Raw genomic sequence first — 12892 nt, 5'->3', positions numbered from 1 at the left:
AATGTTTTGCCTTCAAAATATAATTGAAGGCACACCGTATTAATTTAAATAATTTTGTATTTGCTCTAAAACGTCAGTTGTTTTTTCTGCATGTAACCAATGGCCTGCACCTTCTATTTCTACAATTTTCGCATGTGGAAATTGGTGTTCTATCGCCTTAGTATGTTCCGTGTTTGAAATATAAGGTGACTCTCCACCTTTGATGAACAATACAGGCTGTTGCCAAGTATTTCCGATATTTTCCCAACCAATAATCTGGTCATACTGTTTATACAACGCATCTACATTAAACAACCATTGTCCTTTACTAAACGATTTGAGTAGAAACTGTATAACCATATCCGAATGAATATACTCACGCATAATTTCAACCGCTTGCTGTCTAGATTGAATTTGTGCATTTTGTACAGCGATCAAAGCTTTAAATATTTCATCATGATGACGTTCTTGATATGCAAAGGGTGCGATATCCAATACAACAAGTTGCTCTACCCGCTCTGAGATTAAAGCCAATTGCATTGCGACCTTGCCTCCCATGGAATGGCCAATCACTGAAAACTTATCAATGCCAATTACATCTAATGTCTCAAGTACATCGTTTGCCATCTCACGATAATCCATTTCTGTACTTTGAGGTGATTTACCATGGTTTCGTAAATCAAGCTGAATGACAGAATGTGAATTTTGAAAAGCTCTGGCAAGCATCCCTAAGTTACTGAGGCTGCCAAATAAACCGTGAATAAAGACTAGTGGGTGAGTTTCGCCTTCTAATTTTTGATGATATTCGTAATTTAGGATCATTTTTGAATACTTTGCTATGTTGATATAATGATGCCTAGTTGAATGAATGAAATCAAATGACAGTTAAAACTTATTGATCTTACTTAGGCTATTTTTAGGTGGCAATCAATTAACTTGCTTAGGCTATTTTATTAAGTGAAATAGCCAACCGCATTCAACCTAAAGGTTCTTTGTCTTTAATTTGCAGATTTAAAGTGATTAAAAGGAATTTTTAAATAGCGAATACCATTCCCTTCTGGTTTTGGAAATTTACCTGCATCCATATTGATTTGTATTGCAGGTAAAATCAGTTTTGGCATAGCCAAATTTGCGTCACGCTGAGTTCGCATTGTGACAAAATCTTCTTTTTTCGTACCAACGTGGATATGAATATTCTGCTGTTTTTGCGCATGCACACTGCTTTCGCAGCAGTATTTTGACCGGTTTTCTGGTAAATAGTCATGACATAAAAACACGCGCATTTCGTGTGAATTAAAATATTTCATATCAAAATTTTAAATGGCGCTAAATTTTTCCTGCATAATCTTAATCTTATATATCATCGTAATTTTACTACCAAGAAACTGTTTTAAATATTGAGATGAGATTAATTGATATGCGTGCACATGCATTTCTAAAATCTATTGTATGCTTAGGCTATTTTACTGAAGTAGCCAACTGCCTGCACACCCATAAAGTTCTCGCCAATAAAAGCGGTTAGAAATGGATGCATATTTATCAGCCATAAAACATATATGTTTTTATAATATGTTATTAAAAAAAGATGCAAACTCGCCAGTCTAAATATTCATTCTGACATGCCTTTCCTGATTGAAAAGTTTAACGCTTCAAGAGTGTTTGATTAGTTTTATTTAGAATTAATTTATAAACTTGAAAAATCACGAAATATATCCTCGGAGATTTTTCAATAAAGGCTGTTTATTATGAAGTTAATTGAAATAATAGATAATTTATAGATCAATACTGATATCGCTGAGTGCATCGCTCACCCACGTTAAAGCACCTGAACCCAAATCTATAATATTCGAACCAATTTCAGCTAAGTCAGTCAAATCTAGAGAAGATAAAGGATCAGATGATGTACTATTTTTTTGCTGTTCTTGTTCAGCTTGCTGCTCAATGGCTTGATCAAGATTAGTTTGATCTAGTGGAGATGAGTTTGAATGTTGTTGTAATTCATAGTCGTTATTTTGCATAGGTTCATTCTGGTATTTTGTTTTATATGATATTCAGTTGACATTAATTTGGCTCAAACTCTTTAAGCACCTTATCTACAAACCACCACGGTAAACGCTGAATACCTGAATTCATCTTTAAAATTTCAGCCTGTTCAATTTCCGCAATGAAAGAAGCATGCTGTCCATCGGCAGAGTTATCAAATAAATAACTTCGATCCGTTGCTTCTACCGCCTGCATTAACAGATCCATACTTCGATAATAACGTTCGCGAATTTTTTGTTCTGGCACTCCGTGTCCACCCGTTTTCACTCGGTACTGAACACGTGAAATATTGATAACAGGATCAATAGTGGAAACATAATACAGATAGGTTTTAAAGCCTTTTCTTTTTGCTTCGCGTAGAAACTCCACCTTTGAAATATGGGACATCACCGTTTCAAAGGTAAAACTAATTTTTAGTTCTAAAAACTGCAAACGAATGTAATCGATAATTCTTGCACAAAGATATGAGTCAATCTGGTCTGGATGAAATTCTATTTTCCACGGATCTAATATCTGCGGTTTTCGTGCTAATAGCGGAATAAATTCTCCATTCGCGGGACGTTTTTTCGTATCGAGAAAGTCAATTAATGCTTCTGATTTTAAAGCGGAATGGTAATCCAACAAATTGAGCCGGTGTGAATGTTTCAGTTGAGCTTCGAGTTCATCCGCATTTAAATATGCCCCAATATGATGGGGCAATAAATATTCTTTAACTGTGCTTTTACCTGAACCATTTGGACCCGCGAACATTCTAATGCGAGGTTGTGGAGGCATGTATTAAACAATTTCCTCTGTTTTCTTTTTACGTTTTAAAATTTTTGGTAGATCATCCACTTGTACGAAGTCGGCTGATACATCTTTTATTTGTACTTCTTGACCATTTTGCAGACGTTGAACCAGTTGTAGACCTTTTACATAAACCACAGTGGATGACGCACTTGCTTGTTCAAAAGCATGGCGAAATGCATGGATAGCAAGGCTCGGGATCATATCGTCCTCATATTGGCTTGCTTTCATTACTGAAGTATAAGCTGTCATGTAACAACTCCTCAAACATCAAAAATAATGTGCTCAATCATCTTATCATACTCGCAATATTTGTCTATTTATCCATCACTCATATCGAGAGTAAAATAATAAAAATACAAAGTGATTTAATCATTTGATTGTATTCCTCGAACCAAACTGCACATATGAGTCAATGTATGGGGATGCCACATCATGAAAAATTTAAATTTTATCCAAATTCGATTTATAATCTGATTAAGCATTTAATTTTTCACAAAAAAATAGCCACTTATTCAGTGGCTAAAAGAGAACGACATCAACAAGTTGATGTATTAGGACTGACCTATGCAACAGGACCAGGGATGTTTGTTGCATATAAATCGTTCTAACTTGATCATAATAATGTGATGGACTTATCATTTTAAGCATATTTCATATCATTTCCTGACAATCTGCATTTTCAATTTCTAATATTATTAGAAACTGCACTTATAGTGAATAATGCTGTAATAATTTTGAAAAATAGAACAAAATGAAAGAAAGTTAGACTATAGCCCAAAAGTTTTAGAAGAGAAATTTAAACCTAAATTATTTTGTAGGACTCGAACAAAATGCACTTTCATTTAAGCCAGATGACTGCATACTCTGTTGCTGTTGTAGTAAATAATGTTGTGAAGCCACTCGCATTAGATTGGCCATTTCAAGAGCTGAGTTTTGCTGAGATATTTCTAAAATCTGTCGATATGCATTCAATCTTAAACAAAAAGCTTGAGTTTGCTGCTGACCCGTTGCTGTAGATGCAGGGTCATCTAAAATAGCTTTGGTTGAATTAATTTGCTCAGTATATGCTTTTATCTGAGCATTATATTCAGCTTGAGTCAGTTGTGGAGTAACCGCTTCATTCACATTTGCATATGCTACAGAAGCAGTAAACACAGAGAAAATAAGGACATAAAGTTTATACATCAACGGAGAATGCGTAAATTAAGCCTCATCACCTTCTTTCCAGACATCTTCATAATCATCAGCATCGATCATAAAACGATAACCTACATCCAAAGCTAAATACGGTAGCACTTCAGGCACGACATCTTGCAGTTTACGCACAGTCATTGTTTCAAAGTTATCTGCGCCTTCAAGCTCCCCGCCATAAATATACCAACTGACATTTTCATCACCTTCTGCAGGCTTACGAATACCGACTATTGGATCTTTATTTAAGGTATGGACAGCCACAGCAATTACATCATCGCCCTGCACTTCTACATATGCAGATCCCACTTCTTCACATAAAAGTTTTTGTTCTGCAATCAATTCTGCCAAAGGTGATGAATTTTGCGTATGTTTTGCCATGTTTGTTCTCAGGCCATATAGGTTTCGGGCATTCTACCGTGAATTACACTTATATAGATAAATTTTTTCCGCGGGAAAGCATTCGAGCCTTGTTTTATCAATTCATTTATAGAAAAAGACTCAATGCGGTAGATTCCACCTAAAAGTATAAACAAGAAGAAAGGAAACTTATTCAACACATATACCGCTAAAACATAGAAATAGACGAATAAAAAATAGAATCAGCATGCAAACAGCAAGCTTCTTTACCACCACAGATTTAACTTTTGCCAATGCCTGTGCAAATTTGGACAAATACCCGATTTTCCAAACTTACATGATTTATGAAAGAAATCGTCAATGCCTTGCACGTTTCATAGATTCAAAACACTGACTAGAAAATACACAGGATGGTTAATACGCTTATATATAGGTCTATAAAGTATGACTTAGCTAGGCAATAAATGTTCATCATATCTAAAGCTGCCTACTTATAAGGAAATGCTCCCACAGAATATTTAATTCGCTAAGGCAAACAAAATATCTAGCTTGAGCCCTATCATCTATGAAAAAAATTTCATTGGCCTAGAAATATGCTTTATAAATCATAGAAAAATTAACTATCTTTTAATTTTTATATACTTAGCACACAAACCTGATTTATTCTTTCAAATAACTCGATTGAAAACTGAGAACAATTTAGATTCCTTTACGCGTGAAATAAGTTAAACCTTAGAATTTTTTAAGTCGCTGTATAAATACCATCTTTACGACTATGCATGCGTAGGCTGTTCAACTGACGATCTATAAGACAAATGTACAAGCCATCTCACCTTTCAAATCATTTATACTGGTTATTGCTACACGAATGCACCACGATAAAGCAAGTTTACACAAAAGATATCAACAGTTTTAGCCAATTGGGTTTAAAATGATGTCCTACAATATAATGATAAAAATGTAATTTTTTAACATTGCCAATTCTTTGCAAAGTTCGCATTATATAGCCCATTCTCGGCACATGCTTTTCACGTCATTTCAAAGAAATTATAAAAAAAATGTGGAATTTTATGCCATAATGAGCAAACTTTGCAGGTATCTTGCAAAGTAAATTTGCAACTTTTTATTGGAGCAGGCTGAATGAGCTCGACCATTTTGGTCATTCATGGACCGAATCTCAACTTACTGGGAAAACGTGAACCCGAAGTTTATGGCTATCTAACACTCGATGATATCAACCAAAAACTGATTTCACAGGCTCAAAACGCTTCCATTTCTCTCGACACTTTCCAAAGTAATTGGGAAGGCGCTATCGTCGACCGAATTCATCAAGCGCAACAAGAAGGCGTTCAATTCATCATTATTAACCCAGCAGCCCTAACACATACTTCGGTTGCTGTTCGTGATGCCCTTCTTGGTGTAGCCATTCCGTTTATCGAAGTACATCTATCAAATGTCCACGCTCGCGAAGCATTTAGACATCACTCCTATCTATCTGATAAAGCCGTTGGCGTTATTTGTGGTTTAGGTGCAAAAGGCTATGCCGCAGCACTAGACTTCGCCATCGAAAAAATTCAACCAACTTCTCAATCTTAATTAGGAATACTGTTCATGGATATCCGTAAAATCAAGAAACTCATCGATTTGATGATTGAATCTGACTTACAGGCGATTGAAGTTAAAGAAGGCGATCAATCGATTGCTCTAACTCGTCGCAATCCAGTAGTTGCTGCCGCTGCGCCTGCTATGGCTGCACCTGCCGCTGCGCCTGCTGCACCTCGTTCACCACGTGGTGCTGTTGAGCCGTCTCCTATGGTTGGTGTGTTCTATGCTGCGCCAAATCCAGGTGAAGCACCATTTGTGAAAGTTGGTCAAACTGTATCTGCTGGTGAAACACTCGGTATCATCGAAGCAATGAAAATCATGAACCCAATTGAAGCAACTCAAAGCGGTGTAATTGAAGAAATTTTGGTTAAAAATGGCGAAGTGATCCAATTCGGTCAACCATTATTCCGCTATCGCGCTTAAGACCACGGGGAATCACAATGTTGCAAAAAGTTTTAATTGCAAACCGTGGTGAGATTGCGCTCCGCATCACCCGCGCTTGCAAAACTTTAGGAATTAAAACCGTAGGGATTTATTCCGATGCCGACAAAGACCTAATGCACTTACGCTTCTGTGACGAAGCAGTGTGTATTGGACCAGGTGCCAGCAGCGAAAGTTATCTCAATATCCCTGCCATTATTACAGCGGCTGAAATCACCGGTGCAGATGCCATCCATCCAGGTTATGGTTTCTTATCTGAAAATGCTGAGTTTGCTGAAATTGTAGAAAACTCAGGTTTTATCTTTATCGGCCCGCGTCCTGAACACATTCGCTTAATGGGGAACAAAGTTTCTGCCATTATTGCCATGAAAAAAGCCGGCGTACCGACTGTTCCAGGTTGTGACCATGCTGTAACGATTCACAATGCTTTGGCAGAAGCTAAAGAAATTGGCTTTCCATTGATCGTAAAAGCAGCTTCTGGTGGTGGTGGTCGTGGTATGCGTATCGTTGAACGTGTAGACACACTCCTCGAATCTGTACAAGCTGCTCAACGTGATGCTGAAATGTGGTTTGGTGACGATACCGTTTATATGGAACGTTTCCTTCAAAAGCCACGCCATGTCGAAGTGCAAGTTCTTGCAGATGGTAATGGCCATGCAATTCACCTTTATGATCGTGACTGTTCATTGCAACGTCGTCATCAAAAAGTACTTGAAGAAGCTCCTGCACCGGGTCTACCTGAAGAAGCACGTGCGCATATTCTTGAAGCATGTGTAAATGCTTGTAAATTGATGCAATACCGTGGTGCGGGTACATTCGAGTTCTTATTTGAAGAAGGTGAATTCTTCTTTATTGAAATGAATACTCGTGTGCAAGTAGAACATCCTGTTACTGAGCAAGTGACTGGCGTAGATATTATCGAGCAACAATTACGCATTGCTGCTGGCTTAGGTTTGGATCTTCAACAAGAAGATATTCAACTTAAAGGTCATGCGATTGAATGTCGTATTAATGCAGAAGATCCATCTACATTTATGCCTTCACCGGGTAAAATCGACCATTTCTATGCACCGGGTGGCGCAGGTATCCGACTAGATTCTCATATCTATCAAGGATATAGCATCCCACCATACTATGATTCAATGATTGCAAAACTCATTGCGCATGGTAAAGATCGTGAAACCTCTATTGCGCGTATGAAACAAGCTCTCGAAGAGATTATCTTAACTGGCGTGAAAACCAATATTCCGCTACATAAAGATTTGATTCTTCAAGATAAAAATTTCTGCGAACAAGCAATGGATATTCACTATCTTGAAAAGCATCTATTAAAGAAAGTCGAAGGACATGAAGATAAATAAATCTTCAGCGTCAAAAAAACCACTCAAATGAGTGGTTTTTTATTTTCATAAGAAAGATCTATAGTCATGCTTAAGGCAATACTCGACGCAATGTCGCAAAACACTGCTGAGCCTGATCGTTAGCACAGAAGTTAATGACCGATGGACTTTTCCACTTTACAAAGTACTGTGAAATTTCGCCGGTTTGATCTTGAATATTGCCCGAACAATCCATCTGATTATTGTCATATTTCACTTGTAAAATCAGTGCTGGAATTTGCACATTCGGATCTTGCGCAGGTTGATAGTCATATACCCCAGATGACCACTCTTCACCGCTTTTGATCACAACATCATTATTGCTCTTAAAATTATAATATTCAACGCACTTTTTATTGGTCGGAATTTCCATACCCCATAAGCCGACCAATTCAGAACGTGTTGTCACCCTAAAGCTATTCACCGCTTCAACTTGATTTTTAGCCTCTGAATTTTGAGTTGTATTCTTATTATCTGCCGCCATCACCAACGATGAACTCAACATGAGTAAAACTGTAAGATATGCTATTTTCATACATTTAATCAGTCATATAAATCATGCTCTTAAAGTAACACATTTTTTTACAAATCCGCGGTTTATCACATTTTCATAACAATCATTTTTCCTATTTATCCAAAAAATCAATCTCGGTTAACGAAACTACAAATCAGCTAAATGCCAAACAAATCACACTATTTACAATAAAATAATATAAAATCTTTTTTATCGTTTAATATACGAAAAAAACGAATTCTCCCATATTTAACCTAGGCTTACATAAGCTAATGAAACTGCATTCGAATAGTCTTGCTCCGCTTAATGCACGCCACAGCATGGCTTTTGTCATAGTCGCTGCAGTTATTCTTTGCTGCTGCTTAATCGGTATTTTCACCCGCCCATTAAGCTATTTAGCGATTTTTTGGCCTGCGAATGCAGTATTGTTAGCAATATTCTTAAGGTTCCCTAAACTGAGTAATCTGGGAGGATGGTTAGGTGCATTTACCGGTTATATGCTCGCAGATTTAGTGACGGGCAATTATTTCCAACTCACTTTATTTCTCACTTTTTCAAATTTAACCAACAGCATGGTATCGCTATTTTTTATGCGATATTTTCAGGTGAACTATCAAAACTATAATAAAGGTTTCACCTTTCTGACCATGATTGTCATCATCGCTTGTGGTGGATGCCTTGCAGGTGCTCTTTTTGCTATTTTCACTGTGCCTTATATCCCCAACACGTTTATGTCGACCGATAGATTATCGATTGATTTTGGTATGTGGTGGATTACTGAAATATTAAATGCGCTGATTATATTACCGCTTATTCTGTCTTTTCCTAAACTGGCCGATCTTAAACTTTATTTCAAAGATCGACGTCATCAAAGCTTTCAGATCAATAAAATATTTCCGGCAATTGCAGTTATCTTCTGTGTATTTTTAACAGCTGTTTCTGCAGGTCCAGGGGCAATTCTCTACCCTTTAGCGGCTCTAATTTGGGCAGCATTAACCTATCGCTTATTTACCTTATCCCTAATTAATGCCGTGGTAATTTTAGCGACCTATTACAATTTAAATGCGTTCTACTTACACGATTCTTCATTAGCCTATTTATCGACAGCAATTTCAGTTCGTATTGGCCTAGCCATGCTGATTCTCTCGCCGTTGATTCTTTGTATTATTAGCCGAAATCGGCACGAACTATATAAAGAGGTTTTATACCTTGCAAATCATGATAGTTTAACGCATGCGATGAATCGTCGATATTTTTTCGAGCAAGGTGAGCTTTACCTACAAAACCAAATTCAGCTTAACTTTTCCATTATCATGATGGATATTGATCATTTTAAAAAATTAAATGATCAATATGGGCATTATGTCGGTGACCAAGTTTTACAAGAATTTTCGAGTATTGTGCGTAAGAATTTACGTGAAACTGATTTATTTGCACGAATTGGGGGAGAAGAGTTTAGTGTATTACTCACGAACATTGCTGCAACTGAAGCTCAAGGTATTGCTGAACGCATCCGAAAAGTCTTTGAAACTACACCTATCATCATTGATGAACAAAATACGATTTATATTACGGTGAGTATTGGTCTGATTCATCAGTCTTTGCCCAATGCTCCAAGTTTGCAAAGTATGATTAATCAAGCCGATCAGGCCTTATATCAAGCCAAAGAGCTCGGCCGTAATCAGGTGATTTTAGTTCATTGAGATTTATCAAAATACTGAATTGTTTTAAGTTGGCTTTTGGATCGTTTTAGGCAAGCCCACGACCAAAAACATGGCAGGTATAACAGCCAATCCCGCGATCATAAAAATGACGGGTCCCGAAAGCATGTCCCAATATCGACCTGCTAAAATACTGCCACTCGCAACACCTAAGCCCCACATGGTACTATATAGCGCTTGACCACGCCCTTGTTGACTTGCGGTAAAATTTTGAAAAATGATTCGCATAGCGATTAAGTGGAATAATCCAAAACTAAAGGCATGAATCGTTTGCGCAGCAAATTGAGTGATAAACACCGTCGGATATAAGCCTACAATCAACCATCGCATCCCTGTTAGCCCCAAACAAATGAGCACTAAGTTACGCCAAGAATATCGATTAAAAAAGACATTGGCATAGGCAAACATAATGATTTCCGCAATGACTCCGACAGACCATAAAAAACCGATTTGGCTCGTCGAAAAATCAGCCTGCATAAGGTAATTGCTATAAAAACTATAAAACGGTGCATGCGAAAAGAGCAGAAAAAATTCAATGATAAAAAAACTCGCTACAGCTGGTCGTTTTAAGATAGGCCAAAGTGGTTCAAGTTTTTTCTGTGAAGATGGTGCAGTAGCGGGCTCTTTAATCGTAAATGACCAAATAAATGCGAGAAATGCAATGCATAACAACATGATAGGTAGCATTGAAACAGGTATTATTTCTAGCAAAGCCCCTATTCCAAATACTCCAATAATGAAGCCAACTGATCCCCATTTTCTGACTTTTCCATAAAGTTCTGCACGCCGCTCAGCTAACCAAAATAAAGTTACTCCTTCAAACTGAGCCAATATAGCATTTTGAAAGAAACTAAAAACCAGCATGAGTAATGCAACAGACTGAAAACTGTTGGGAATTATAAAAATCAGAAACCAAATACAGGCTTCCATCCATGTTGCTATTCGGACTAAAAGCATGCGCTTGCCGGATTTATCTGCAATCCAACCCCAAATAAATGGGGCAAAAAAACGTGTCACAATTGCAATCGAAGATAAAACCCCTATTTCTTGATAATTAAACCCTTGATCCTCTAAATACAAACTCCAATACGGCATGAATGTACCCACTATTGAATAATAGAAAAAGTAGAATCCACCTAGTTTTGTTTGGATTGGAATTGATTGCATTTGGTTATATTCACTTGTATTTTCAAACACTTAAATAAGTTAATGGTTATATAAGATTGCACTCATTTGGCTGTATTTGTAGCTCAACAGTCTACAAATTGCAAAAAAATATTTTTTTTGATTTTTTGTAGACTGCTTTAAAAACTCATTAATTTTCACTATTTTATCACTGTTTTTCGCATAAAAGAAAAACCGCCCGAAGGCGGTTATTTTTGACGATGAAAGTTATAAATCTTTTGGAGTATTTATTTTATTGGCGGGCTAGAGATGGAAATAAACTCTCTACGATACGCTGGGTACTCCATAAACCAATTTCTTGATGATGCATATGAGGTGCTAAATACTTTAGAAGTTTGTTGATCTTATATCCTGTATTCGTACTTCCATCAAATTGTTTCTTAAGCTCAACCATTTCATGATTGGCTAAATAATTAAATGAATTGGTCTCTAGGAAGTTTTTCACAAACTCATTATTCACTTGATTTTGTTTGGAATCTACTGATTTACCTGCAATCCAGTCATAAATAAAAGTTTTTTCAACAGCATTAAACACTCCAAACATTTTACCATCTTCGTCGTGAATCATCTGCCAAAATCTACTCTCTTCAGGTGGTCGATTCAATTTTATCCAGCCCATACGTACAAGCTCAAAAATAAACTCTTCAACACTATCATCTTCAGACAGCCATTCATTCGTTGTTTTATTATTAAACATGCACTTATTGCTATGCATGTGTTTACCAACGATCGCCTTTTTCTTAAATATTTCTAGCACCATCTTTTCAGTGCTTAAATTTTTAATTATCTGAACTGAACTCATTCCTTTGTTATTTAGGAGATAGCCGATTTTGAGTTTACGAATGAACTCTTCTTTAGATCTGTACCTTGTAGAAAGTTTTTTAATGGCATTGGTCGCAAGCTGCGCATGCCCATTATCAAAATTATCTATCGTGATATGAACATTAAAATAGTGTGCATCAATTCCAAGTTCTTTTAACTCGTAATTGCTAATTAGCAAATGTAAAGGAAGTTGTTCATAGCCTAAATTAAAACCTGCTATCTCTGGTATAAACTCTGAAGGTGCATATGCAAGCGCAAGCTGTATGGCTGCCTGATGGTAATAGGCATCAGATAAGTTTAAAGATAGTTGATTCAAACCATGTGCCAGTAGTAGGTTGTCGTACATTCTCACGTGATTGGCTTTTTCTGAACCGAGACCAAGTTCCTCTAAATATATCTGAATAAAATCTCTAAATACTGGATCATTCCAATACTGAGTAAAGCTATATAGCCATGAACCATCCACTTTTTTTGTGGGTGCAACCTTGTATAAAAACTCATAAGCTTTACTAACTGATGAAAAATACTCTCTTCCTCCACCTTGCTTTCTTCTATCTAGATATTCTTTATAATATTCACACTGTGTACGGTTATTATGATGAATCCAATCGACAAGATGGTCTATCTCATTTGGCATCTCATCAATGTGCTCGAGAGTTAGAATTTCATTTTCTAAAACCTTAAATGCCTTTAATTCTTTGGCTGAATTAGGTATTGAAGCATCTAAGAAGAACTCAACAATTTCGAAATATTTCTGATGATCTTTGGTTATTAAATTTAAGATTCTTTCTTTTACTGCTGTAGGCATTATAATTCTCACGCGGTAAATGATTCTTCTTAACCATAGTTTAGAAAATAAGTAG

14 protein-coding genes and 1 pseudogene are annotated in these 12892 nt (G+C 36.7%); 5 read left to right on the top strand and 10 right to left on the bottom strand.

Going from position 1 to position 12892, the window contains the following annotated elements; translation table 11 throughout:
- Window positions 1–39: 39 nt before the first annotated feature.
- From FTU29_RS02020 to FTU29_RS02000, 5 genes and pseudogenes are all read right to left on the bottom strand, one after another.
- Complete coding sequence (locus tag FTU29_RS02020; RefSeq protein WP_180120029.1) at window positions 40–801, bottom strand: alpha/beta fold hydrolase; 762 nt, start codon at window positions 799–801, stop codon at window positions 40–42.
- Between the two features lie 176 nt (window positions 802–977).
- A pseudogene (locus FTU29_RS02015) lies at window positions 978–1421 on the bottom strand (hypothetical protein); the annotation flags it as partial.
- 330 nt (window positions 1422–1751) lie between these two features.
- Window positions 1752–1997 (bottom strand): hypothetical protein, encoded by a 246-nt coding sequence (locus tag FTU29_RS02010; protein ID WP_180095205.1) that lies wholly within the window; start codon window positions 1995–1997, stop codon window positions 1752–1754.
- 43 nt (window positions 1998–2040) lie between these two features.
- Window positions 2041–2796, bottom strand: coding sequence for a zeta toxin (locus FTU29_RS02005; protein WP_227591799.1), 756 nt, complete (start codon window positions 2794–2796; stop codon window positions 2041–2043).
- A 3-nt stretch (window positions 2797–2799) separates the two neighbouring features.
- On the bottom strand, window positions 2800–3060 hold the full coding sequence (locus FTU29_RS02000) for a hypothetical protein (RefSeq protein ID WP_078193376.1): 261 nt from the start codon (window positions 3058–3060) through the stop codon (window positions 2800–2802).
- A gap of 167 nt (window positions 3061–3227) precedes the next feature.
- On the opposite strand from FTU29_RS02000, the gene FTU29_RS01995 reads away from it, so the two are divergent.
- Window positions 3228–3419 carry a hypothetical protein gene (locus FTU29_RS01995; protein ID WP_180023739.1) on the top strand — a complete coding sequence of 64 codons (192 nt, stop codon included), beginning with the start codon at window positions 3228–3230 and terminating at the stop codon, window positions 3417–3419.
- Between the two features lie 199 nt (window positions 3420–3618).
- On the opposite strand, the gene FTU29_RS01990 is transcribed toward FTU29_RS01995, so the two are convergent.
- Both FTU29_RS01990 and FTU29_RS01985 read right to left on the bottom strand, forming a co-directional pair.
- Window positions 3619–3996, bottom strand: coding sequence for a hypothetical protein (locus tag FTU29_RS01990; RefSeq protein WP_180120025.1), 378 nt, complete (start codon window positions 3994–3996; stop codon window positions 3619–3621).
- A gap of 18 nt (window positions 3997–4014) precedes the next feature.
- Window positions 4015–4383, bottom strand: coding sequence for a hypothetical protein (locus FTU29_RS01985; RefSeq protein ID WP_078190788.1), 369 nt, complete (start codon window positions 4381–4383; stop codon window positions 4015–4017).
- A gap of 1119 nt (window positions 4384–5502) precedes the next feature.
- On the opposite strand from FTU29_RS01985, the gene aroQ reads away from it, so the two are divergent.
- Genes aroQ through accC form a run of 3 tightly spaced genes read left to right on the top strand, consistent with a single transcriptional unit; the run spans window position 5503 to window position 7769 of the window.
- Window positions 5503–5958, top strand: a complete 456-nt coding sequence (gene aroQ, locus FTU29_RS01980) for a type II 3-dehydroquinate dehydratase (RefSeq protein ID WP_067766951.1) — start codon at window positions 5503–5505, stop codon at window positions 5956–5958.
- Between the two features lie 15 nt (window positions 5959–5973).
- Window positions 5974–6390 carry an acetyl-CoA carboxylase biotin carboxyl carrier protein gene (gene accB, locus FTU29_RS01975; RefSeq protein ID WP_078190790.1) on the top strand — a complete coding sequence of 139 codons (417 nt, stop codon included), beginning with the start codon at window positions 5974–5976 and terminating at the stop codon, window positions 6388–6390.
- Window positions 6391–6407: 17 nt separating this feature from the next.
- Window positions 6408–7769, top strand: a complete 1362-nt coding sequence (accC, locus tag FTU29_RS01970) for an acetyl-CoA carboxylase biotin carboxylase subunit (RefSeq protein ID WP_111885487.1) — start codon at window positions 6408–6410, stop codon at window positions 7767–7769.
- 70 nt (window positions 7770–7839) lie between these two features.
- Here accC and FTU29_RS01965 read toward each other — a convergent pair whose 3' ends face one another.
- Window positions 7840–8322, bottom strand: a complete 483-nt coding sequence (locus tag FTU29_RS01965; protein ID WP_078190792.1) for a hypothetical protein — start codon at window positions 8320–8322, stop codon at window positions 7840–7842.
- A 251-nt stretch (window positions 8323–8573) separates the two neighbouring features.
- Here FTU29_RS01965 and FTU29_RS01960 point away from each other — a divergent pair, with 251 nt between their 5' ends.
- Complete coding sequence (locus FTU29_RS01960; RefSeq protein ID WP_180079153.1) at window positions 8574–10004, top strand: GGDEF domain-containing protein; 1431 nt, start codon at window positions 8574–8576, stop codon at window positions 10002–10004.
- 24 nt (window positions 10005–10028) lie between these two features.
- Here the strand turns inward: FTU29_RS01960 and FTU29_RS01955 are convergent, their stop codons facing one another.
- Both FTU29_RS01955 and FTU29_RS01950 read right to left on the bottom strand, forming a co-directional pair.
- On the bottom strand, window positions 10029–11189 hold the full coding sequence (locus FTU29_RS01955; RefSeq protein WP_180120023.1) for an MFS transporter: 1161 nt from the start codon (window positions 11187–11189) through the stop codon (window positions 10029–10031).
- Between the two features lie 250 nt (window positions 11190–11439).
- Complete coding sequence (locus tag FTU29_RS01950) at window positions 11440–12837, bottom strand: iron-containing redox enzyme family protein (RefSeq protein WP_180120020.1); 1398 nt, start codon at window positions 12835–12837, stop codon at window positions 11440–11442.
- Between the last annotated feature and the right edge of the window lie 55 nt (window positions 12838–12892).

The organism is Acinetobacter sp. YH12086 (assembly GCF_013419345.1).
In the GTDB taxonomy this organism is placed as follows: Bacteria; Pseudomonadota; Gammaproteobacteria; order Pseudomonadales; family Moraxellaceae; genus Acinetobacter; species Acinetobacter amyesii.
This window is presented reverse-complemented; position numbering and strand designations above follow the sequence as displayed.